Raw genomic sequence first — 21762 nt, 5'->3', positions numbered from 1 at the left:
TCATCCTTTTAGAGTTTGTTCCAACACGTGCAGGGTATGGTTGAGCTCCGCTTGCTTGGCGCGGGCGTCGGAAATCTTGCGTACGGCATGCAGCACGGTGGTGTGATCACGGCCACCGAACAGATCGCCGATTTCCGGCAGGCTTTTCTGGGTCAGCTCCTTCGCCAGGTACATCGCGACCTGGCGCGGCAAAGCGATATTGGCGGGCCGGCGTTTCGAATACATGTCGGCCACTTTGATCTTGTAGAAATCCGCCACCGTCTTCTGGATGTTCTCCACGGTGATCTGGCCGTTGGACACGGACAGCAGGTCCTTCAGGGCTTCCTTGCAGACATCCACCGTGAGCACGTCGCGGCCATGGAAGCGCGCATAGGCCAGCACCTTGCGCAGCGCGCCTTCCAGCTCGCGCACGTTGCTGCGCAGGTGCTTGGCGATGAAGAACGCCACTTCCTCGGGCATGGGCACGCCTTCGGATTCCGCCTTGCGCAGCAGGATCGCCACGCGCATTTCCAGTTCCGGCGGCTCGATGGCCACCGTCAGGCCGGAGTCGAAGCGCGAGATCAGGCGGCTGTCGATGCCCGACAGTTCCTTCGGATAGGTATCGCTGGTGATGATGATCTGCTTGCGCTGGGCCACCATCGCTTCGAACGCGTAGAAGAATTCTTCCTGCGTGCGGTTCTTGCCGGAGAAGAACTGGATATCGTCGATCAGCAGCAGGTCGAGCGAATGGTAGTAACGCTTGAAGTCGTCGAACGCCTTGCGCTGGTAGGCCTTCACCACGTCGGACACGTACTGGTCGGCATGCACGTAGCGCACGCGCACGCCGGTGCCCGCCGCCACCATCGCATTGCCGATGGCGTGGATCAGGTGGGTCTTGCCCAGGCCCACGCCGCCGTACAGGAACAGCGGGTTGTAGGACGTGCCAGGGTTCTCGGCCACCTGCAACGCAGCGGCGCGCGCCAGCTGGTTCGCCTTACCCGTCACGAAGTTCTCGAACGTCAGGTCGGTGTTCAGGCGCGAACGCTCGTACACGATGCTTGCCGCGTCCGCGTTCACCGCTTGCGCGGCCTGCGCGGCCGCCGTGGTCGCCGGGGCTGCGGGGGCGGGCGCTACCGGGGCCATCGGTGGCGGCGCGCCGCCTGAAGGGGAAGCAGCGGACGGATACGCGGGCGCCGCGGGTGCGGCGCGTACGGGCGCGACCGGCATGCGCGGCGTGGCGCCTTGCGTCGGCAACTCGAACAGCACCTGCACCGGACGCTCGAACCACTCCGCGGCCAACGCTTCGATCTGGTGGGAAAAGTTCTTCCGTACCCAATCCAGTTTGAACCGGTTGGGAGCGGCAACGCGCAGCACCGCCTGCGTTTCGTCGTACGCAAGCGGGACCAGCGGTCGTATCCACGCGCTGATTTGTTGGGGGGGGAGTTCCTGCTCAAGACGACTGACGCAGGTCTGCCAGAATTCTTTCATGTCGCTCTTATTCAAACCTCGATTCTACCTTGCCTGGGCTGGGGTTATCCACAGGGTAGGGCATAAGCGTCCACGCAGCGCTGCCTTAACTGTTTGACAAGACAGGGAAAACTTGCTGAAATGGTGGGCTTTTCCGAATTCTGTCTGTCAGAAGGTTCCACAGGGAGCTTAGCCGCGCTTGTGGGCAATGGTGTCTAACGATGCCTGCCGCCCACGTAACTGCCTGGTTTTGCTTCTAATGCGTCGCCCGGGGTTTCCCGGTCAGAGCCCCGTCTACGAGCTGTTTTTTTGCACCTGTTGCAAAAATGCTCATTAGATACCCGCTTCCTGAATACGCGACCAGGAACCCTTCCGGGCAGGTCCCTTCTGACTTTTGTTCTTTTTGTGGATCGTCCATGAAACGTACCTACCAACCTTCCGTTACCCGTCGCAAGCGCACCCATGGTTTCCGCGTGCGCATGAAAACCCGCGCTGGCCGCGCCATCCTGAACGCCCGCCGCGCCAAGGGCCGCAAGCGTCTGGCCGTCTAAGTCCTGTTTTTCCGGCTTGTCCGGAAAAGCCTGACGCCTGATTTTGCAGTCCATGCCGCGCTCCACGCTTCCGCCGGAGGCGCGGCTGCATCGCCCCTCCGAGTTCGCCGCCGCCCTCAAAGGCCGGCGTCTTGCCCGAGGGGCGTTCTTCATTGTGAGCGCGGCTCCCAATGATCTGCCTCCCGGCCAGGACGCCTGCGCGCGTCTGGGCCTGGTGATCGCCAAGCGGTTCGCCGCCCACGCCAGTACGCGCAACGCCATCAAGCGGGTCATCCGCGAAGCGTTCCGCCACCGGCGCCTGGGATTGCCGGCCAAAGATTACGTCGTGCGCCTGCATAGCAAGGTTGCGCCCGCCACGCTTACCGCGCTGAAACGCGCGGCTAGAGCCGAAGTGGACGCTCACTTTGAGCGGATAGCGCGATGATCAAGGCTTTACTCATTGCCCCGATCCGGTTCTACAGGTTTTTCCTGAGCCCCTGGATCGGCCGGCAGTGCCGCTTTACCCCGACCTGCTCGGCGTATGCGATCGAAGCGATCGAGCGCCACGGCGCCTGGCGCGGCTTCTGGCTGGCAGTCCGGCGCATCGGCCGCTGCCACCCTTGGTCGCCGGGCGGATTGGACCCGGTTCCGCCGTCCAAGGGAACCAATGGCCCCTCGTGCTGTTCCCACAGCCACCGCACCGAGCACGATTGACGCTAAACTGGCGGGCTTTGCTGGCCCGTATTCACCTCAGTAGGCACCATGGATATCCGACGAACCGTCCTCTGGATGATTTTTTCCTTCTCGCTGTTGCTCCTATGGAACAACTGGCAGATCCATAACGGCAAGCCGTCGCTGTTCGGCCCCACGCCTGCCGCCACCACGAGCGAGCCGCAGGCCGCCGCGAACAACGCAACGCCTTCGGTGCCCAGCACGCCCGCCCCGGCGGCTGCCGCCGCGTCCGCCGTGCCTGGCGCCGCCGCACCTGCTGCCGCGCGCTCGGAAGAGGTCGTCATCACGACCGACGTGCTGCGCCTGACGTTCGACACCATGGGCGCCCAGCTGGTGCGCGCCGAACTGCTGAAGTACCCGGCCACCGGCCAGCCCGACAAGCCCACGGTGCTGCTGGACCGCGCCGCCGGCCTGAACTACGTGGTGCAGACCGGCGTGGTCGGCGCCCCCAACGGCCAGAGCTTCCCCACGCACCAGACGCCTTTCCGCGTCGTGTCCTCGGAGCGCCAGCTGACCGGCGACAACCTGGTGGTCGCCTTCGAAGGCGAATCGGGCGGCGTGAAGGTCACCAAGACGTTTACCCTGCACCGCGGCCGCTATGACATCGACGTGCGCCACGACCTGGCCAACGTCAGCGCCGGCCCCGTGTCGCCCGCCCTGTACCTGCAGCTCGAACGCGACGGCAACGACCCCGCCGACACGTCCAGCTTCTATCACACCTTCACCGGTTTCGCCGTCTACTCGGAACAGGACAAGTTCCAGAAGATCACCTTCAGCGACATCGAAAAGAAGAAGGCCAGCTACATCAAGCAATCGGACAACGGCTGGATCGCCGTGGTTCAGCACTACTTCGCCACCGCCTGGGTGCCCCCGCAGGGCAAGCCGCGCACCAACGAACTGCTGGAAGTGCAGAAGAACCTGTACGCCGCGCGCAGCATCGAGGCCGTGGGCGAGATCGCCCCTGGCGCCGCCACGCGCGTGGATTCGCACCTGTGGGTCGGTCCCCAGGACCAGAAGGCCATGGCCGCCCTGGCCCCCGGCCTGGAACTGGTGGTCGACTATGGCTGGCTGACCATCATCGCCAAGCCGCTGTTCAAGCTGATGACCTGGCTGCATTCCATCCTGGGCAACTGGGGCTGGACGATCGTTGCGCTGACCGTGCTGATCAAGGCCGTGTTCTACCCCCTGGCCGCCGCCAGCTACCGCTCCATGGCCCGCATGAAGCAGGTGGCTCCGCGCCTGCAGGCCCTGAAGGAAAAGTACGGCGACGACAAGCAGAAGCTCAACGCGGCCATGATGGAGATGTACCGCACCGAGAAGATCAATCCACTGGGCGGCTGCCTGCCCATGGTGGTGCAGATCCCGGTGTTCATCTCGCTGTACTGGGTGCTGTTGGCCAGCGTGGAAATGCGCGGCGCGCCGTGGATCCTGTGGGTGCACGACCTGTCGATCCGCGATCCGTACTTCATTCTGCCCGCCATCATGATGGCCACCATGTTCCTGCAGATCAAACTGAACCCGACGCCCCCGGACCCCGTCCAGGCCAAGGTCATGATGATCATGCCGCTGGTGTTCGGCGGGATGATGTTCTTCTTCCCGGCCGGCCTGGTGCTCTACTGGTGCGTCAACAACACCCTGTCGATCGCCCAGCAGTGGTCCATCACCCGCGCCATGCAGCGCAAGACGGAAGCCGCAGCCAACCGCTGATATCTGCTCCCGCACCAGAAACCGGTCCCTTGCGGACCGGTTTTTTTTCGCCCCGCGGCCGCCTTCCGATGCCGATCCCTGGTTTTCTTGATAGTTATTCTTTATCAAGTTTTATAGATCAATCAACTTCACACAGTAAGGCAAGACCCCTATGATGTGTCGGAGATGGCCCCAGGCCGGCAATGCCGGGCTATCCCAGACACGGCGCGGGCCCTTCTGCGGCCCCGCATTCCAGGCATTTCATAGGGAGTGTGCTATGACCGACAAGAAGACGCATCTGACCACCGCCGCTGGCGCGCCGGTGGCCGACAACAACAACACGCTGACGGCCGGCCCGCGCGGCCCGGCGCTGTTGGAAGACTTCTGGCTGATTGAAAAGCTCGCCCACTTCGACCGCGAACGCATCCCCGAACGCGTGGTGCACGCCAAGGGTTCGGGCGCCTACGGCACCTTTACCGTCACCCACGACATCTCGCGCTACACCCGCGCCAACATCTTTTCCCAAGTCGGCAAGCAGACCCCGCTGTTCCTGCGTTTCTCGACCGTGGCCGGCGAGCGCGGCGCGGCCGACGCCGAGCGCGACGTGCGCGGCTTCGCCATCAAGTTCTACACCGAGGAAGGCAACTGGGATCTGGTCGGCAACAACACGCCGGTCTTCTTCATCCGTGATCCGCTGAAATTCCCGGACTTCATCCACACGCAGAAGCGCGACCCCAAGACCAATCTGCGCAGCGCCACCGCCGCCTGGGACTTCTGGTCGCTCAATCCCGAATCGCTGCACCAGGTCACCACCCTGATGAGCGACCGCGGCATTCCGGCCAACCTGCGCCAGCAGCACGGCTTCGGTTCGCACACGTTCAGTTTCATCAACAAAGACGGCGAGCGCTTCTACGTGAAGTTCCATTTCAAGTCGCAGCAAGGCATCGCCTGTCTGAGCGACGAGGAAGCGGCGCAAGTGGTCGCCCATGACCGCGAAAGCTCGCAGCGCGACCTGTTCGAGAACATCGAAAAGGGCAACTTCCCGAAGTGGACGCTGAAGGTGCAGATCATGCCCGAGGCCGAAGCCGCGACGTACCACATCAACCCCTTCGACCTCACCAAGGTCTGGCCGCACGGCGACTATCCGTTGATCGAAGTCGGCGTGCTGGAGCTGAACAAGAACCCCGAGAACTACTTCGCCGAGGTGGAGCAGGCCGCCTTCACGCCGGCCAACGTGGTCCCCGGCATCGGTTTTTCGCCGGACAAGATGCTGCAAGGCCGCCTGTTCTCCTACGGCGACACGCACCGCTACCGCCTCGGCATCAACCACCACCAGATCCCGGTGAACGCGCCGCGCTGCCCGTTCCACAGCTTCCACCGCGACGGCGCCGGCCGTGTCGACGGCAACGTCGGCGCAACGCTGAACTACGAGCCCAACAGCGCGGGCGAGTGGAAGGAAACCCCATCGGCAGGCGAGCCGCCGCTGGCGCTGGACGGCCAAGCCGCAGCGCGCTGGAACCACCGCGTGGACGATGACTACTACTCCCAGCCGGGCGCCTTGTTCCGCCTGATGACGCCCGCACAGCAGGAGCTGCTGTTCGGCAACATCGGCCGCCACATGGCTGGCGTGCCGGAAGAAATCCAGCGCCGCCAGCTGGAACACTTCCGCAAGGCCGATCCCGCCTACGCCGCCGGCGTGGCCAAGGCGCTGGGACTGAAGCTGTAATCCGCGACGTACACAAGTGCAAGGCGGCCCCTCGGGGCCGCCTTTTTTTGACTGCTGCGCGGCTCTGCGCCAAGGCTATCAGCGCTGCATGCCCCAGCGCCTGACCGTGAAACGCTCCACGGTATCGAACACCAGGTTTTCCACAAGCAGTCCGATGATCACCACCGCCGCCAGCCCCGCGAACACGCGATCTGTGTATAACTCGTTGCGGTTCTGGAAGATGTACCAGCCCAGCCCGCCCTTGCCGCTGGAAGCTCCAAATACCAGTTCCGCGGCGATCAATGTGCGCCACGCAAAGGCCCAGCCTATCCTCAGTCCGGCCAGAATGGCGGGCAAGGCGGCAGGCACCAGAATCTGCAACACGTAGCGCAGGCCGCTCAACCCATAGTTGCGGCCCGCCATGCGCAAGGTATCCGATACCCCCAGAAAACCCGCGTACATGTTCAGCGCCAGCGCCCACAGCACCGAGTGGATCAGCACGAACACCAGGCTGCCTTCGCCCAGGCCGAACCACAGCAACGCCAGTGGCAGCAGCGCGATCGCGGGCAGGGGATTGAACATGGCGGTCAAAGTGGACAGCAGATCGCGCCCGAAACGCGTCGATACCGCCAGCGTGGTCAGCACGAAGGCCAGCAACACACCCGCCGCATATCCCTGCGCCAGCACGCGCAGCGATTGCCCGGCGCGCGCCAACAGCTCGCCGCCGGCGATGCCCTGCACAAAGGCGACCGCCGTTTGCGATGCGCTGGGCAGCAGCAGGTCGTTATCGGTATAGCGCGCCGCCAGCTCCCAGATGCAGGCCAACAGCGCCAGGATCGCCAGCTTGCGCAGGCTGGCGTGCTGCCACAGGCGTTCATGCCAGGGCAGGGGCGCTTCGGCCGCCTGTGCAGGCAAGGGCGGCAGCTCGTACTCCACTTCGGGACGGATGGGCACGGCGCCTGCATATGCGTTGTTCATGCGGGAGTCCTTCAGGCCGCGGCCCGTTCAGCGGCAAGTTCAGCAGGCGGTTCCGCCGCCGCCACGTCGAACAGCAGATCATGGACGCGCCGGGCCGCGGACTGGAACGCAGCCGAGCCCTGGCTGTGCAGTCCGAAGGCATGAGCGTTCAGCTCCGCGCGCACGCGGCCCGGATGTGGCGACAGCAGCAGCACGCGGCTGCCCAGCACCAATGCCTCTTCGATCGAATGGGTGACGAACAGCAGCGTAAAGCGCACCTCTTCCCACAATGCCAGCAGCTCTTCCTGCATGCGCCGCCGCGTCAATGCGTCCAGCGCCGCGAAAGGCTCGTCCATCAACAGCACGCGCGGCTGCATCGCCAGGGCGCGCGCGATCGCCACGCGCTGCTTCATACCGCCGGACAGCGTATGCGGATAGGCATCGGCAAACGCGGACAGCCCGACCTTGTCCAGGTAGTGCATGGCCCGCTCGTCGGCCTCGCGTCGGCCGAGCTTGCGCGAAGCCACCAGCGGAAACGCCACGTTCTGCCGCAGCGTCTTCCATGGCGGCAGCTGGTCGAATTCCTGGAACACCACGATACGGTCAGGCCCGGGGCCGCGTACGGCGTTGCCATCGACCGCGATGCGGCCTTCGGTCGGTTCAATGAAGCCCGCGATCGCCTTGAGCAGCGTGGACTTGCCGCAACCGGACGCGCCCAGCAGGATGAAACGCTCGGCATCGTGCACGTCGAAACTGACCTGATGCGTGGCGCGCACGCGCCGTTCGCGCGTCTTGTATTCGATCGACACCTTATCCACAGCCAGCAAAGGCGTGGTCTTTTCGGCGTTATCCACAGGGGACGCAGCGCTCAAGCCCATTTCAGCTGCCTTGGGCCGTGAGGGGATCGTCAAAGAAGTAGTCGCGCCAGCTGGCCGGCGCATTCTTGATCGCGCCCACCTTGTGCATGAACTCGGCCAGCGCGTAGGTGTTCTGCGGTTCCAGCTTGAACTGCACATCGGGGTTCTTGATCACCTTGATCAGGAAATCGCGATCCAGTTTGGCGCCCGTGACGCGCAGATAGGTATCCGCGGCCTGTTCCGGATTGGCGGCGGCGAACTGCGCCGCTTCCTTCAACGCGGCCTGGAACGCCTTGTAGGTCTTGGGATTTTCCTTGCGGAACTTCTCGGTGGCAAACAGCACCGTGGACGAACTGGGCCCGCCCAGCACGTCATAGGAATTGAGCACGATGCGCGCCTTGGGATTCTCGGCCAGCTCCTGCTCCTGGAACGGCGGGTTGCCGAAATGTCCCGTGATTTCGGTGCCGCCCGCGATGATGGCGGCGGCCGCGTCGGGATGCGGCAGAGCGACCGAAATCTTGTCCAGCTTGTTGAACTGCGCGTCACCCCACAGCTTGGCCGACGCCAGCTGCAGCACGCGCGATTGCACCGACACGCCCACCGCTGGCACCGCGATACGGTCCTTGTCGGTGAAGTCCGCAATCGTCTTCACGTTGGGATTGTTGCTGACCAGGTAATAGGGAAAATTGCCCAGCGAGGCCACGCCCTTCACATTCTGCTTGCCGCGCGTGCGGTCCCAGATCGTCAACAGCGGTCCGACGCCCGCCCCCGCGATATCCACAGCCCCGGACAGCAACGCGTCGTTCACGGCGGCGCCTCCGGACAGCTTGGCCCACTCGACCGAGATATCCACACCGTCGGCCTTGCCGTGCTTCTCGATCAGCTGCTGATCGCGCGCCACGTTCAACAGCAGGTACACGATGCCGTACTGTTCGGCGATGCGGATGCGGCCTTCCGCCATGGCCGGCGTGGGCGAAGCCAGCGCCAGCACGGCAAGTATCAGCGCCAGGCCCGCGCCGGTGGCGGCCTGGACCAAACGATCACGTACAGCGGAGGAAAAACCCATGGCGGACCCTGTGGATAAATGGTTTTGTGCGAAATTTAGGAGAGCAGGACGTCAGAACGGCACGTCGCCTTCGATCGTCGTGCGGTACAGCTTGCGCCGCAGGTGGTCCGGCGTACCGCCGGCCAGATGGATCAACGAGCGGTTGTCCCAGAACACCAGATCGTGCGGCTGCCATTGGTGGCGGTAGATGTGTTCGGGCCGGATGCTGTGGGCAAACAGCTCGTCCAGGATCTGGCGGCTTTCGTCTTCGGGCAGGCCCTCGATGCGGGTGGTGAAGCCTTCGCTGACGAACAGCGCGCGCCGACCCGTCTCCGGATGCGTGCGCACGACCGGATGCACCACTTCCTGCACCTGCGCCACCTGTTGCGCGCTGAGGTTGGGACGCCACGAGCCTTCCTTCTGCAGCTGGCCGTACTTGGCCAGGTAGGAATGCACGGCGCGCTTGCCTTCGATGGCGTCGCGCAACGCGGCAGGCAGGGTGTCGTACGCCACATGCATGTCGGCGAACAGCGTGTCGCCACCTTGCGCGGGCAGCTCCTGCGCGTGCAGCAGCGAACCCAGGCTGGGCAGTTCCTTGTACGAGATATCCGAATGCCAGTATTTGCCGGCATCGCCCAGCCCTATAGGCTTGCCGTCTTCAACGATGTTGGAAACGATGAGGATCTCGGGATGCCCAGGCAGATGGAATTGATGCAGCACGTGGATCATCAGGCGTCCAAAACGGCGGCTGAAATCAACGTGCTGCTGCGGCGTGATGCGCTGATCGCGGAACACCAGCAGGTGATGGTCCAGATGGGCGCGATGCACCTGCGTGAAATCGGCCGGGGTCAGCTCGCGCGACAGGTCGATGCCGATGATTTCGGCGCCGGTCACGGCTGCCAGCGGGCGGATCGAAAAGGCTTGCGCCGCGGGTTCGGCATACGCCTCGGACCGGCGCAGCGCGTTGCTCTGGGACATGGATCGCTCCTTGCGCGAATACCGGCCAGGCCGGCTCAGGAACGATCCATTATGAAAACGCGCAACCCCTACGCAAACGAATTATTCGGCCTTTGTTCAAGCCTGCGCGTCATATGGCGCGCCTTCGCGTTGCGGCTATAAGCTTATTCACGCGAGAGGAACTTGCCGCGCACGGAGCCGATGTGCTGCTCCATCTTGCGCACCGCGGCCTTTTTATCGCCGCGCTCGACCATGTTGTACAGATCTTCCAGTTCGGCCACATTGGGCTTTTCCGCCTTGCCCGCAGGCGGGCGGAACCACAGGCGCATGGAACGGTCCAGCAGGCTGCCGGCGAACTCCGCAAGAATGTCGTTGCGGGCGGCTTCGTACAGCGTCTGGTGGAACCTGCGGTCGATCTCCATGCTGCCCAGGCGGTCCTGGCGTTCATGGCATTCCCAACCCGCCGCTACCAACGCTTGCAGGCGTTCCAGCAGCGCCGGCGTGGCATTGTCCACGGCCAGGCCGGTCAGATGCGGTTCGACCAGCAGGCGCGCGGCGATCAGCTCCAGGAAGCTGTCTATGGTCTCCGCTTTGACCAGGATGCCCTTGCGCGGCAGGATGTCCACCAGCCCCTCGCGGTCCAGCCGGTGTATGGCCAGATGGATGGGGCTACGGCCCAGCGACAGCTGTTCGCTCAGTTGCGCGACGTTGATCTGGTCCCCGGCGCGCAGCTCCTGCGTGAGGATCATGCGCTTGATCGCGATATACGCCTGTTCGCCGAGCGAAGCCGCCGGCGCGGTGTCTTCCTGCAGTCGCTTGGGGGTAGGGGTTTTGGGCATGCGGTGATGGTTGCTGACCACGCGCCGCAACCGGCGCAGACCGCTGCGATTATAGCGACCGGTGCGGGCGGGCCAGTGTTTCCTCAGTCGATGCGCACGTTGCCGTCCTTGATGGCCTGCCCATACTTGGCGGATTCCGCCTTCATGTATGCCGCGAACGCGTCTGGCGTGGAGGTTGCAGCCACCATGCCCTGCTGCGCCAGGATCTGGCGCACGTCCGCATCCTGCAGTGCCTCGGAGTACATCTGGTTCAAGCGCTGCACGCGATCCGCCGGTACGCCTGTACGCGTCAGCAGCCCCATCCAGGTTTGCGATTCGAAGCCCGGCAGACCGGCCTCGGCAAAGGTCGGCACATCAGGCAACGCCGGCGTACGGACGCTGCCCGCCACCGCCAGGGCGCGCAGCTTGCCCGCCTGGACATGCGGCGCAACCACGCCCACATCCCCCAACGTCGCGTCCACTTCGCCGCTCAGCACCGCCATGGTGGCCGGCGCCGCGCCCTTGTACGGCACATGCATCATGCCCAAGCCGGCCTGCTTCTTCAGCATCTCGAAGCCCAGGTGGCCTGATGAGCCATTGCCGAACGAAGAGAAGGTCGCCTTGTCGCCCTGGTCCTTGGCCCAGGCCAGGAACGCCTTGAGATCGCCGGCCGGCACCTTGGGTCCGACCACCAACACATGCGGGTTGGACGCCAACTGCGTGACCGGCTGAAAGTCCTTCACGCTGTCATAGGGCAGTTGGTTCAACAGATAAGGATTGATGACGAAGCTTGCTGCGATCAGCAGGACCGTGTTGCCGTCCGCCGGCTTGCCCAGCAAGGTCTGCGCGCCGATCACGGTACTGCCGCCTGGACGGTTTTCGACGATGATGTTGGCGCCGGTGTTCTTCGCAATGGCCTTGGCCAGCGCCCGCGCCAGCGCGTCGGAGGAACCGCCCGCGGTATACGGCACGATCAGCGTCATGGGCTGCGACGGGAACGTGTCGGCGGCGGCGTTCATGCTGGCCAGCGCCAGCGCGGCGGCCAATACGGTTTTCTTCATGATGTTTACCCCTTGATTTGTCGTCGTTGCCGCACGCCAGGCGGCCTATTCCGCGTGGCGCAGGCCTGCGCGCACAACGTTGCGCAGTGAACCTATCCCGTCCACCCAACACTCCACGACGTCGCCATCGCGCAGGAAAACGGGAGGCTGGCGGGCCGCTCCTATCCCTTCGGGCGTACCGGTCAGGATGACGTCGCCGGGCAGCAAAGTCAGTCCCTGCGATAGTTCCGCAATCACACGGGCCACGCTGAAGATCTGGTTGCGGGTATGGCCTGCCTGCATGCGTGTGCCATTGACCTCGCAGCCCAGGGCGAGATTCTGCGGATCGCCGATTTCGTCCGCTGTCACCAGTACCGGCCCCATCGGGCAGGTCGCGTCTAGGCTCTTGCCCTTGAACCACTGCGCGCCATGCGCGCGCTGCAGATCACGCGCGCTAAGGTCATTAGCCACCGTGTAGCCGAACACGTGGCCCAGGGCATCCTCCTCAGCAATATCGCGTCCTGGTTTGCCGATCACCACGGCCAGCTCGACTTCCCAGTCCAGTTTGGACGTGTAGGCTTCATGCAGCGGGACGCTGTCTTGCGGCCCGACGACGGTGGTGGGCAGCTTGCTGAAGAAAGTGGGGCGTTCGGGCAGCTCGACCTCCTGTCCTTCGCGCTTGCCCTTGCTTTCGTCGTAGTGCTTCAGGTAGTTCCAGCCCACGCAGAACACATTGCGCTGCGGCATGATGGGGGCAAGCAAGCGCACTGAATCCAGCGGCACGGCCGCGCCGCTGGCCTGCGCGACCTGGCTCAACAGCGTCTGCACGTCAGCCACGCCCTGAAAGGGCGTGATGGCCTGGCCGTCCAGCCGGCCCAGAACCGGGCCGGATTCGCTGGCATAGCGAACGATTTTCATGGGTGTCAGTCCGCAAGACGGGCCTGGCCCTGAATTTCCACCAGGATCTCAGGCTTGGCCAGGGCGGATACCTGTACCAGCGCGCAGGCAGGGAAATCGCCGCTGAAGAATTCGCGCCGCGCCTTCCACACCTGCTGATTGTCCGCCATGTTGGTCAGGAAGATCGTCAGCGTGACGATGTCGTCGATCTGGCCGCCCGCGGCTTCCAGGAGATGCTTCATCTTCGCAAAGATGACCTGGGCTTGTTCGTAGGCATTCGCGCCCTGGATGGTGTTGCCGTCGTTGGCACGGGCGGTCAGCCCCGACAGATAGACCGAGTCTTTCACGCGCAGGCAGTTCGACCACAGGCCGGGCTCGGCTTCGGCGACGTGGGGGCTGGTGATGCGGACTTTCTGGACCATGGGATTTCCTGTTCAAAGAGTAGGTTGGAACCGCCAATTAAAATAACAGTGATATTTCACAGTTATATCAATGCTAGGCTGACCCGCCGACGTCAGTCAAGGCCGTGCGGGCCTCGCGGGCATACGCATTTACCCTGGTAACGAACGAATTTCGCCGGCCAATCGCATCGCGACGCCTGTGGATAAGTCTTGGGATAAGCCTGGTGGCAAGCTAGGGAAAAGCGGTGGATTGTCGGGGGATATCCCGGTGGATAGGCGGTGAATAGCAGGTGGACAGCCTGTGTACAACTGGGCCTCGCCACGAAAAAAGGCGCGGGCTGTTAAGAGCCCGCGCCTTTTAAATCAAAGACTTGCGTGGATCAGGACTTCGGCAGAAACGCCTGAACCAGTTTTACCCAATACGTTGCGCCTACCGGCAGCAGGGCGTCGTTGAAGTCGTAATTCGGGTTGTGCAGCTGGCACGGACCCATGCCGTGATAGGTCTCCATGCGGTGGTCGCCATCGCCGTTGCCCAGGAACAGGTAGGTCCCAGGCACTGCCTCCAGGAAGAAGGAAAAGTCCTCCGCCCCCATGAAGGGCGGCATCTCGCGCTGCACGTTTTCAGCGCCGAACGCGTCTTCGGCGACCTGGGCGGCAAAGGCGGTTTCGTTTTCCCAGTTCACCAGAGGGGGATACGCGCGCACGAAATCCAGTTCGCCCGTACCGCCGTAGACCTGCGGCAAGGTTGTCGCGATGCGGCGCATGTCGGCCTCGATCTTGTCCAGGGTCTCCACCGAATACGTGCGCACGGTGCCGCGCAACACGGCTTCACCCGGGATCACGTTGTAGGCGTCGCCCGCATGGATCTGCGTGATCGACAGCACGGCCTGTTCCAGCGGGTTCTTGCTGCGCGAGATCACCGTCTGCAGGGCATGCACCATGTCGGCCGCGACAATGATGGGGTCCACCGATGCATGCGGCTGCGCCGCGTGGCCGCCCACGCCCTTGATGACGATATCCCAGCGGTTGCTGGATGCCATGGTCGGCCCCGCCCGGAAACCGAACTGGTTGACGGGCATGCCAGGCATGTTGTGGATGCCGAACACCGCGTCGCAAGGGAATTTATCGAACAGGCCGTCCTGCATCATGGCGCGCGCGCCAGCGTTGCCGCCTTCCTCGGCCGGTTGGAAGATGAACACCACCGTGCCATCGAAATCGCGATGTGTGGACAAGTATTGCGCCGCCCCCAGCAGCATCGTGGTGTGTCCGTCGTGGCCACAGCCATGCATGCGTCCGCTGATGGTGGACTTGTGCGCAAAGCGATTGTGCTCGGGCATGGGCAGCGCATCCATGTCGGCGCGCAGGCCGATGGTCTTCTTGCCGCTGCCGCCGCGCAAAACACCCACCACGCCGGTTTTCCCCAGCCCCGTGTGGACTTCCAGGCCCCAGCCGCGCAGACGCTCCGCGACCAGCGCGGACGTGCGCGTTTCCTGGAAGGCGAGCTCAGGATGGGCGTGGATATCCCGTCGCAATGCGGTAAGGTCGCCGTGGGCGCGTTCGATTTCGTCTATGGTTTTCATGGCTGTGGATAAGGCGTAAGGGTTGAATTCACATATCGTTCAGATGACAGGCGCTGAACTGGCCCGGGGCAATTTCGCGCAGCAGCGGCCGCTCGGCCTTGCAGCGCGGCATCGCATGCGGGCAACGCGGGTGGAAGGCGCAGCCCGTCGGCGGGTCCAGCGGCGACGGCAGTTCGCCCTTGATGGGCTGGTACGTGCGTCGCCCCGGCTGCAGCGTCGGCAGTTCCTTCAGCAAGGCCTGCGTGTACGGGTGGTTGGCGCGCTGGAAGACCGTGTCGGTAGGCGCCAGCTCCACCACACGGCCCAGGTACATGATGGCCACGCGGTCCGAGATGTGACTGACCACGCTGAGGTTGTGGCTGATGAAAAGATAGGTCAGGTCCAGGTCCGCGCGCAACCGTTCGAACAGATTAAGCACCTGCGCCTGGATCGAAACGTCCAGCGCGGCAACCGCCTCGTCGCAGACGATGACCGAGGGCTTGAGCGCGAGCGCCCGCGCAATACCTACGCGCTGCCTCTGGCCGCCGGAGAATTGATGGGGATAACGCTGTGCAAAAGCCGGATCCAGCCCCACCTGGCGCATCAGACCGGCCACGTACTCGGCCTTGTCGCGCGCGCGAACCAGGCCGTGTGCCACGGGCGCCTCGCCGATGATCTCGCGTACGCGCATGCGCGGGTTCAACGAGGCATACGGGTCCTGGAAGATCATCTGCACGCCCAGCTCATAGGCGCGCCGCTCCGGACCCGCCATGGCCTTCAAGGCGCGGCCCTTGTAGCTGACTTCGCCCGCGGTCGGCGGCAGAATGCCGGACACGATGCGGCCCAGCGTGGATTTTCCACAGCCGGATTCGCCCACGATACCTATCACTTCGCCCGGCCGCACATCCAGGTCCACGCCCGCCACTGCATGCACGACCTGTGTCTTCAAGCCCGCGCCCAGCAGGTTGGCGATACGGCCGGCCAGGTCCACGGGCTGCACGAAGCGCAACTCGACCTCGCGCAACGACAGGATAGGGACGGCGGGATCTCGTTCTGCGGCATTCATTTGGTATCTGGTCCTCCGGCATGCCAGCAACGCACCCATTGCGCCGGGCGCACCTCCACGGGTTGCGGTTCGACCAGACAGGCATCGGTGGCGCGCGGGCAGCGCCCGCGAAACGCACAGCCTTGCGGCAGGTTGAGCAGCGACGGCGTCATGCCGGGAATCGGGACCAGCGGCTTGCCGCGGGATTCGGGCGTGGGAATGGAAGCGATCAGGCCATGCGTATAGGGATGCATGGGATGGCTGATGACGGCCTGCGTGGTACCGGTTTCCACCACTCGTCCCGCGTACATGACCGAAACGCGGTCCGCCAGCCCCGCCACCACCGCCAGGTCGTGCGTGATCCAGATCAGGGCGGTGCCGGTCTCGCGGCACAGCTTCTGCACTTCGAACAGGATCTGGCCTTGTATGGTCACATCCAGCGCCGTGGTGGGCTCGTCGGCGATGATCAGGCGCGGCGAATTCAAAAGCGCAATCGCGATCGCCACGCGCTGCCGCATGCCACCTGACAATTGATGCGGATAGGTGCGCAGACGCTCCTCGGGCGAGGGAATACCCACCATGGCGAGCGTCTGCAGCGCGCGCTGGCGGGCCTGATCGCGCGATACCTTGCTGTGCGCCTGCACCGCCTCGATCATCTGCGTATCGACACGCAGCACCGGGTTCAGGGTCATCATCGGATCCTGGAAGATCATCGCGATCTCCTGGCCCCTGAGCTCGCGCCAGCGCGCAGGCGTCGCGCCGCGCAGGTCCTCGCCGTTGAGCCGCAAGGTGCCGTCGACGATGCGGCCCGGCTCGTCCAGCAAACCCATCAGCGAAAAGCCGGTGATGCTCTTGCCCGATCCCGATTCGCCCACCAGCCCCAGGATCTCGCCTTCGGCGAGCATCAGGTCCACGCCATCTACCGCCTTCACCACGCCATTACGCGTGTAGAAGTGCGTCTTCAGGCCATGCACCTCGAGTATGGGCGTCGCCAGGGACTTTTCCACAGGTGTCTGCATTGCGCCCGCCCTCAATTCGCGTGGCGCGGGTTGAGCACATCGCGCAGATGGTCACCCACCAGATTGATGGCGATGATGGCCAGCGCCAACGCGATGCCGGGGAAGAAGGAGATCCAATACTGACCGGACAGCAGGTACTCGAAACCGTTATAGATCAGCATGCCCAGCGACGGCTCCGTCACCGGCACGCCCACGCCCAGGAACGACAGCGTGGCCTCCAGCGCAATCGCATGCGCCAGGTCGATGGTGGCGATCACGATCAAGGGCGGCATGCAGTTGGGCAGCACGTGGCGAAACAGCACGCGCCCCCAGGACAGCGACATGCAGCGCGCCGCTTCGACGTATTCCTTGCCGCGCTCGACCAGCGCGGCACCGCGAGCGGCGCGCGCGAAATACGCCCACTGCACCACGATCAGCGCGATGATCACCTTATCCACACCCTTGCCCAGAATCGCCAGCAACATCAGCGCAACCAGGATGGCGGGGAACGACAACTGGATATCCACAACCCGCATCAGCAAAGCATCGATGCGGCCGCCGAAATAGGCTGCGATCAGGCCCACCGTAGCGCCGATGCCGAAGGCAGCGAGCACCGACACGCTGGCCACCAGCAGGCTGGTGCGCATGCCATACAGAATGGCCGAGAACAGGTCGCGCGCCAGGCCATCGGTACCCAGCCAATAGCGCATGCTGCCGTCGCCGCTTTCGCTGCCCGGCTTGAGCTTGGAATCCATGATGTCCAGCGTCGCCAGGTCGTAGGGATTCTGCGGCGCGATCCATGGCGCAAGCAGCGCGGCGCCCACGATCAGGACCAGCATGATCAAGCCCAGCGTGGCCAGCTTGCTGGCGAAGAAGTCCGACAGGAAGCGGCGCCACGGTGTTTGCTCCTTGGCCTGAACCGGGGGCGCGGCGGCGGTGGCGGGTGTGTTCATCGGCGGCTATCCAAACGTACGCGGGGGTCCAGCACCGTGTAGATGATGTCCACCACCAGATTCAACATGACCAGGAAGAACACGATCAAGAGCAGATACGCCACCACCACCGGACGGTCCAGGTTGATGATGGAATCGATCAGCAGCTTGCCCATGCCCGGCCACGAAAACACGGTTTCCGTGACGACCGCGAAGGCCATCACCTGGCCGAATTCCAGGCCTGCCACCGTCACCACGGGAATCAGGATGTTCTTGAGCAGATGCACGCCCAGCACGCGCTTTTCGGACAGGCCCTTGGCGCGCGCGAACTTGATGTAATCCATGGGCAGGGCTTCACGCGTGGCGGCGCGCGTCACGCGGATGATCATCGCGCACTTGGCGAAGGCAATCGTGGCCGCGGGCAGCGCCAAACTCAGCCAGCCGTCCAAGGTCAGCACGCTCAACTGCAGCGAGCCAATACTGACGGTCTGGCCGCGTCCGCCCGCCGGCACCCAGCCCAGCATCACCGCGAACACCATGATCAGCATCAGGCCGACCCAGAAGTTGGGCAGCGAGAAACCCAGCACCGAGCCCGTCATGATGGCGCGCGAACCCACGGCCTTGGGCTTGAGCCCCGCCAAGATGCCCAGCGGCACGCCGATCAGCACCGACAGCAGCATGGCCACGCAGGCCAGTTCCACCGTGGCCGGCATGCGCTCGAGGATCAGCCTCATGGCCGGTTCGCCCGTCAGGAAGCTGTTGCCGAAATCGCCGCGCACCGCCTGGCCCATGAAGATCAGGTACTGCCGCCACAGCGGCAGATCCAGGCCCAGCGATGCGCGCACCGCGGCGCGCTGCGCTTCGGTCGCTTCCGGGCTGGCCAGCATCGACACCGGGTCGCCCACCATGTAGATGCCGGCAAAGACCAGCGCCGACATGACCAGCATGACGACGATGGTCTGCAGCAGCCTTCTTACGATCGTTGCAAGCACTAGCGCCTTACTTCTTCAGCGTTGCAAACTGTGCGAGCGTGACTTGGTCTGGGCGGCCTTGATAGCGGATGTCGCTCTTCATTGCCCATACCGACAACTCGAAATGCACAGGGAGCATGGCGTAGTCATCCATGGCGATGTTGCTGGCCTTGGACAAGAGGTCCGCACGCTTGGCATCGTCCATGGTCGACGACGCTTCCTTCACCAGCGCGTCCATCTTTGGATTGGAGTAACGGCTGCGGTTGGTGGTGCCCAGGCCCGCTTCGGGATTGCGCGTCACCAGCAGCGAAGTCAGCGCGTTGGACATTTCACCGCTGGTCACGGACCAGCCCGCCAGATAGGCCGAGAACGCATAGCTGTCGCGGTTCTTGAAGAACACCGGGGGCGCCATCGCATCCACGCTGGTCTTCACGCCGATGCGGGTCCACATCGACGCAATCGCTTGCGCGACCTTCGAATCATTGACGTAGCGGCCCGACGGCGAACCCAGCGTGATGGAGAACCCGTTGGGATAGCCGGCTTCCTTCAGCAAGGCCTTGGCCTTTTCCACGTCGGCCTTGGGGGCCTTGGAATGCTCCTTGCTGGAACCGAACATGGGGTAGGGCAACAGATTGCCCGCGGGCAACGCCACCCCGCCCATCACGCGCTCGACCAGCGCATCGCGGTTGATGGCGAGCGACAACGCTTCGCGCACGCGCTTGTCCTTCATGGGGTTCTTTTCGGTGCCTTGCACGCCTGGCGAGGGCTCGGCGAACTGGTCCAGCGCCACGTAGACGACACGCACCGACGGCGTTTCCTCTACATAGAGTTTCTTGTCGCCCTTGAGCTTGGGCAGGTCGTCGGTCGGGGGATCCTCGATCATGTCGACGTCGCCCGCAAGCAGCGCCGCCACGCGCGCGGCCGCGTTGCTGATGGGACGGTAGACCACGCGGTCCCATTCTGGCTTCTTGCCCCAATAGTTGTCGTTGCGCGCCAGCACGAATTCGGCGCCGCGCTTCCAGGACACGAACTTGTAGGGACCGGTGCCGATCAGGCCGTCGCCGCTATTGAGTTCCGTCGTCGTCTTGCCTTCTGCCGCAGGACCGGACGCCGCCTTCTTTGACATGATGGGCAACTGCGCCAGGTTGACCAGCAGGTTCGGCGCCACGTCCTTGGTGGTGATGCGCACGGTGCTGGCATCGACCGCTTCGGTCTTCTCGACCGAACCCAGATACAGCGTGAACGGGGAAGGGCTGTTGGGCACCTTGGGTACCCGCGCATACGTAAAGACCACATCTTCCGCGGTGAACGGCGTGCCGTCGGAGAACTTCACATTGGGGCGCAGCTTGAAGGTCCACACCTTGCCGTCCACGGTCCAGGACTCGGCCAGCGCGGGCTGCGGCTTGAGCTGCGCGTCGGTGGCAACCAAGGTATCGAATATGGTCTGGGAGATCTGCGTATTGGGCGTGAGCGCGTGATACTGCGGATCCATCGAGGAAGGTTCGGTCTTCAAGGCGATCACCAGATCGCGGGCCATAGCCGAACTGAAGGTGCCGAAGGCCAACATCACCGCGGCTGAGCCGCAGGCCAAGACACGCGAAAACCGAGATGCCATTGTGATCTCCCTGGATTGTTTCGGGTTTTGAACCTCCGGGCCACATTAACCAGCAAACAAGGGACGGCGCAACAGTTATATTCCCTTATTGTTCTCGCCTTGCCTTGCCCGAAATATGTCCGCCTACGCCCCCATCGCCGCCATCGCAACCGCCCCCGGAAGAGGCGGTATCGGCGTCGTCCGCATCTCCGGCACGGACCTGTCCGAACTCGTGCGCCGCCTGTTCCAACGCGAACTCACGCCGCGCCATGCGCACTACCTGCCGTTCAAATCCGGTACGGGCGAATTGCTGGACGAAGGCATCGCCATCTATTTCCGCGCGCCGCATTCCTATACCGGCGAAGACGTGCTGGAACTGCAAGGGCACGGTGGCCCCGCCGTGCTGCGCCGCGTGCTGGAAAGCTGTCTGGCCGCCGGCCGCGACCTCGGCATCCGGCTGGCCGAGCCGGGCGAGTTCACGCGCCGCGCCTTCCTCAACGACCGCATGGACCTGGCTCAGGCCGAAGCCGTAGCCGATTTGATCGAGGCCTCGTCGGTGGCCGCCGCGCGCGGCGCCATGGCGTCGCTGTCGGGCGACTTTTCCGCGCGCGTGAACGACCTGTCGGACCGCATCATCCATTTGCGCATGCTGGTCGAAGCGACGCTGGATTTCCCCGAAGAGGAAATCGACTTCCTCGAAAAGTATCAAGCCCGCCCGACCCTGGAGGCGCTGACCGCGGACCTCGCCAAGCTGATTGCGCAGGCGCGCCAGGGCGTGATTCTGCGCGAAGGCCTGCACGTGGTGCTGGCCGGCCAGCCCAACGTCGGCAAGTCCAGCCTGCTCAATGCGCTGGCCGGCGACGACATCGCCATCGTCACCCCGATCGCAGGCACCACCCGCGACAAGGTGGTGCAGGAAATCCACATCGACGGCGTGCCGCTGCACATCGTCGATACCGCCGGGCTCAGGGAAACCGAGGACACGGTGGAAAGCATAGGCATTGCGCGCACCTGGCAGGAAATCGAGCGTGCCGACGTCATCCTGCATCTGCAGGATGCCACCCAGCCTGGCGACGAGCTGGACGCCCAGATCACGGCGCGCCTGCCGCCGCGCACGCCTGTGCTGAAGGTCTTCAACAAGGTGGATCTGCTAGCCACGCCCTTCGCCGCCGCTCCTCAGGAACTTGGCATCTCGGCCAAGCGCGGCGCGGGCCTCGACGAATTGCGCGCCGAATTGCTGCGCATCGCGGGCTGGAATCCCGGGGGAGAATCTCCGTGGCTCGCGCGCGAACGGCACCTGCACGCCTTGCAAGACGCGGCGGAACACCTGGAGCTTGCCGCTGCGCATGCGGAACAGGACGACCGGGTGCTGGACCTGTTTGCGGAAGAACTGCGGCTGGCGCATGACAGCCTGTCCAGCATCACGGGCAAGTTCACCAGCGACGATCTGCTGGGCGAGATCTTTTCGAGCTTCTGCATCGGGAAGTGATGTGGGGTCCATGGAGGTCCACCGAAGTCTGCTGATGTGCCTGTGAGCCGCATAAATAAAGGGATTTTTGTCTATTGAGTGATTCGGTGATACAGTCAAAGCC

At 63.9% G+C, this 21762-nt stretch carries 21 protein-coding genes; 6 read left to right on the top strand and 15 right to left on the bottom strand.

Annotation, left to right across the window (positions count from 1 at the left end; all coding sequences use genetic code 11):
* Complete coding sequence (gene dnaA / locus N5C88_RS00290; RefSeq protein ID WP_059376347.1) at positions 1–1467, bottom strand: chromosomal replication initiator protein DnaA; 1467 nt, start codon at positions 1465–1467, stop codon at positions 1–3.
* A 395-nt stretch (positions 1468–1862) separates the two neighbouring features.
* Here dnaA and rpmH point away from each other — a divergent pair, with 395 nt between their 5' ends.
* The 5 genes from rpmH to N5C88_RS00265 all read left to right on the top strand — a co-directional run bounded on the left by rpmH (position 1863) and on the right by N5C88_RS00265 (position 6120).
* Positions 1863–1997: a 50S ribosomal protein L34 gene (rpmH, locus tag N5C88_RS00285; protein ID WP_003816025.1), complete on the top strand. Its 135-nt coding sequence runs from the start codon at positions 1863–1865 to the stop codon at positions 1995–1997.
* 52 nt (positions 1998–2049) lie between these two features.
* Positions 2050–2421, top strand: coding sequence for a ribonuclease P protein component (locus N5C88_RS00280; RefSeq protein WP_013397083.1), 372 nt, complete (start codon positions 2050–2052; stop codon positions 2419–2421).
* The gene (gene yidD, locus N5C88_RS00275) at positions 2418–2690 is read left to right on the top strand and encodes a membrane protein insertion efficiency factor YidD (protein ID WP_059376344.1); all 273 of its coding nucleotides are present in this window, start codon (positions 2418–2420) and stop codon (positions 2688–2690) included. The genes N5C88_RS00280 and yidD overlap by 4 nt, the downstream gene beginning before the upstream one ends.
* Before the next feature lie 48 nt (positions 2691–2738).
* Entirely contained in the window at positions 2739–4415 is a 1677-nt protein-coding gene (gene yidC, locus N5C88_RS00270; protein ID WP_059376335.1) for a membrane protein insertase YidC, read from the top strand.
* 256 nt (positions 4416–4671) lie between these two features.
* Positions 4672–6120, top strand: coding sequence for a catalase (locus N5C88_RS00265; protein WP_059376332.1), 1449 nt, complete (start codon positions 4672–4674; stop codon positions 6118–6120).
* A 78-nt stretch (positions 6121–6198) separates the two neighbouring features.
* Here N5C88_RS00265 and N5C88_RS00260 read toward each other — a convergent pair whose 3' ends face one another.
* The 14 genes from N5C88_RS00260 to N5C88_RS00195 all read right to left on the bottom strand — a co-directional run bounded on the left by N5C88_RS00260 (position 6199) and on the right by N5C88_RS00195 (position 20191).
* Positions 6199–7077, bottom strand: coding sequence for an ABC transporter permease (locus tag N5C88_RS00260; RefSeq protein WP_280014437.1), 879 nt, complete (start codon positions 7075–7077; stop codon positions 6199–6201).
* Between the two features lie 11 nt (positions 7078–7088).
* Complete coding sequence (locus N5C88_RS00255; protein WP_280014436.1) at positions 7089–7934, bottom strand: ABC transporter ATP-binding protein; 846 nt, start codon at positions 7932–7934, stop codon at positions 7089–7091.
* Between the two features lies 1 nt (position 7935).
* A complete protein-coding gene (locus tag N5C88_RS00250) occupies positions 7936–8979 on the bottom strand; it encodes an ABC transporter substrate-binding protein (RefSeq protein ID WP_118932734.1) in 1044 nt (347 codons plus the stop codon).
* 51 nt (positions 8980–9030) lie between these two features.
* Positions 9031–9936, bottom strand: coding sequence for a TauD/TfdA family dioxygenase (locus N5C88_RS00245; RefSeq protein ID WP_059376317.1), 906 nt, complete (start codon positions 9934–9936; stop codon positions 9031–9033).
* A gap of 143 nt (positions 9937–10079) precedes the next feature.
* On the bottom strand, positions 10080–10754 hold the full coding sequence (locus N5C88_RS00240) for a GntR family transcriptional regulator (RefSeq protein WP_251878382.1): 675 nt from the start codon (positions 10752–10754) through the stop codon (positions 10080–10082).
* Positions 10755–10837: 83 nt separating this feature from the next.
* Positions 10838–11794, bottom strand: a complete 957-nt coding sequence (locus N5C88_RS00235; protein WP_280014435.1) for a tripartite tricarboxylate transporter substrate binding protein — start codon at positions 11792–11794, stop codon at positions 10838–10840.
* Positions 11795–11839: 45 nt separating this feature from the next.
* On the bottom strand, positions 11840–12691 hold the full coding sequence (locus tag N5C88_RS00230; RefSeq protein WP_280014434.1) for a fumarylacetoacetate hydrolase family protein: 852 nt from the start codon (positions 12689–12691) through the stop codon (positions 11840–11842).
* Between the two features lie 5 nt (positions 12692–12696).
* Positions 12697–13092 (bottom strand): Rid family hydrolase, encoded by a 396-nt coding sequence (locus N5C88_RS00225; protein WP_251878376.1) that lies wholly within the window; start codon positions 13090–13092, stop codon positions 12697–12699.
* A 359-nt stretch (positions 13093–13451) separates the two neighbouring features.
* Positions 13452–14651: a M20 aminoacylase family protein gene (locus N5C88_RS00220; protein ID WP_059376315.1), complete on the bottom strand. Its 1200-nt coding sequence runs from the start codon at positions 14649–14651 to the stop codon at positions 13452–13454.
* Between the two features lie 28 nt (positions 14652–14679).
* Complete coding sequence (locus tag N5C88_RS00215; protein ID WP_280014433.1) at positions 14680–15696, bottom strand: oligopeptide/dipeptide ABC transporter ATP-binding protein; 1017 nt, start codon at positions 15694–15696, stop codon at positions 14680–14682.
* The gene (locus N5C88_RS00210; protein WP_280014432.1) at positions 15693–16694 is read right to left on the bottom strand and encodes an ABC transporter ATP-binding protein; all 1002 of its coding nucleotides are present in this window, start codon (positions 16692–16694) and stop codon (positions 15693–15695) included. The genes N5C88_RS00215 and N5C88_RS00210 overlap by 4 nt, the downstream gene beginning before the upstream one ends.
* Before the next feature lie 11 nt (positions 16695–16705).
* A complete protein-coding gene (locus N5C88_RS00205) occupies positions 16706–17626 on the bottom strand; it encodes an ABC transporter permease (protein WP_059376306.1) in 921 nt (306 codons plus the stop codon).
* Positions 17623–18597: an ABC transporter permease gene (locus N5C88_RS00200; protein ID WP_059376304.1), complete on the bottom strand. Its 975-nt coding sequence runs from the start codon at positions 18595–18597 to the stop codon at positions 17623–17625. Before N5C88_RS00200 ends, N5C88_RS00205 begins: the two co-directional genes overlap by 4 nt.
* A gap of 7 nt (positions 18598–18604) precedes the next feature.
* Complete coding sequence (locus N5C88_RS00195) at positions 18605–20191, bottom strand: ABC transporter substrate-binding protein (RefSeq protein ID WP_059376302.1); 1587 nt, start codon at positions 20189–20191, stop codon at positions 18605–18607.
* A gap of 115 nt (positions 20192–20306) precedes the next feature.
* On the opposite strand from N5C88_RS00195, the gene mnmE reads away from it, so the two are divergent.
* Positions 20307–21659: a tRNA uridine-5-carboxymethylaminomethyl(34) synthesis GTPase MnmE gene (gene mnmE, locus N5C88_RS00190; protein ID WP_059376299.1), complete on the top strand. Its 1353-nt coding sequence runs from the start codon at positions 20307–20309 to the stop codon at positions 21657–21659.
* The last annotated feature ends 103 nt before the right edge of the window (positions 21660–21762 follow it).

The organism is Achromobacter sp. GD03932, from assembly GCF_029839485.1.
Lineage (GTDB): Bacteria > Pseudomonadota > Gammaproteobacteria > Burkholderiales > Burkholderiaceae_B > Achromobacter > Achromobacter bronchisepticus_A.
The sequence above is the reverse complement of the archived record's forward strand: the minus strand, read 5'-3'. Positions and strand labels throughout refer to the sequence as shown.

What these genes read in the sequence shown, in the direction of transcription:
- dnaA (WP_059376347.1), bottom strand. Translation starts at nt 1,467, where the DNA reads ATGAAAGAATTCTGGCAGACCTGCGTCAGTCGTCTTGAGCAGGAACTC.
- rpmH (WP_003816025.1), top strand. Translation starts at nt 1,863, where the DNA reads ATGAAACGTACCTACCAACCTTCCGTTACCCGTCGCAAGCGCACCCAT.
- N5C88_RS00280 (WP_013397083.1), top strand. Translation starts at nt 2,050, where the DNA reads ATGCCGCGCTCCACGCTTCCGCCGGAGGCGCGGCTGCATCGCCCCTCC.
- yidD (WP_059376344.1), top strand. Translation starts at nt 2,418, where the DNA reads ATGATCAAGGCTTTACTCATTGCCCCGATCCGGTTCTACAGGTTTTTC.
- yidC (WP_059376335.1), top strand. Translation starts at nt 2,739, where the DNA reads ATGGATATCCGACGAACCGTCCTCTGGATGATTTTTTCCTTCTCGCTG.
- N5C88_RS00265 (WP_059376332.1), top strand. Translation starts at nt 4,672, where the DNA reads ATGACCGACAAGAAGACGCATCTGACCACCGCCGCTGGCGCGCCGGTG.
- N5C88_RS00260 (WP_280014437.1), bottom strand. Translation starts at nt 7,077, where the DNA reads ATGAACAACGCATATGCAGGCGCCGTGCCCATCCGTCCCGAAGTGGAG.
- N5C88_RS00255 (WP_280014436.1), bottom strand. Translation starts at nt 7,934, where the DNA reads ATGGGCTTGAGCGCTGCGTCCCCTGTGGATAACGCCGAAAAGACCACG.
- N5C88_RS00250 (WP_118932734.1), bottom strand. Translation starts at nt 8,979, where the DNA reads ATGGGTTTTTCCTCCGCTGTACGTGATCGTTTGGTCCAGGCCGCCACC.
- N5C88_RS00245 (WP_059376317.1), bottom strand. Translation starts at nt 9,936, where the DNA reads ATGTCCCAGAGCAACGCGCTGCGCCGGTCCGAGGCGTATGCCGAACCC.
- N5C88_RS00240 (WP_251878382.1), bottom strand. Translation starts at nt 10,754, where the DNA reads ATGCCCAAAACCCCTACCCCCAAGCGACTGCAGGAAGACACCGCGCCG.
- N5C88_RS00235 (WP_280014435.1), bottom strand. Translation starts at nt 11,794, where the DNA reads ATGAAGAAAACCGTATTGGCCGCCGCGCTGGCGCTGGCCAGCATGAAC.
- N5C88_RS00230 (WP_280014434.1), bottom strand. Translation starts at nt 12,691, where the DNA reads ATGAAAATCGTTCGCTATGCCAGCGAATCCGGCCCGGTTCTGGGCCGG.
- N5C88_RS00225 (WP_251878376.1), bottom strand. Translation starts at nt 13,092, where the DNA reads ATGGTCCAGAAAGTCCGCATCACCAGCCCCCACGTCGCCGAAGCCGAG.
- N5C88_RS00220 (WP_059376315.1), bottom strand. Translation starts at nt 14,651, where the DNA reads ATGAAAACCATAGACGAAATCGAACGCGCCCACGGCGACCTTACCGCA.
- N5C88_RS00215 (WP_280014433.1), bottom strand. Translation starts at nt 15,696, where the DNA reads ATGAATGCCGCAGAACGAGATCCCGCCGTCCCTATCCTGTCGTTGCGC.
- N5C88_RS00210 (WP_280014432.1), bottom strand. Translation starts at nt 16,694, where the DNA reads ATGCAGACACCTGTGGAAAAGTCCCTGGCGACGCCCATACTCGAGGTG.
- N5C88_RS00205 (WP_059376306.1), bottom strand. Translation starts at nt 17,626, where the DNA reads ATGAACACACCCGCCACCGCCGCCGCGCCCCCGGTTCAGGCCAAGGAG.
- N5C88_RS00195 (WP_059376302.1), bottom strand. Translation starts at nt 20,191, where the DNA reads ATGGCATCTCGGTTTTCGCGTGTCTTGGCCTGCGGCTCAGCCGCGGTG.
- mnmE (WP_059376299.1), top strand. Translation starts at nt 20,307, where the DNA reads ATGTCCGCCTACGCCCCCATCGCCGCCATCGCAACCGCCCCCGGAAGA.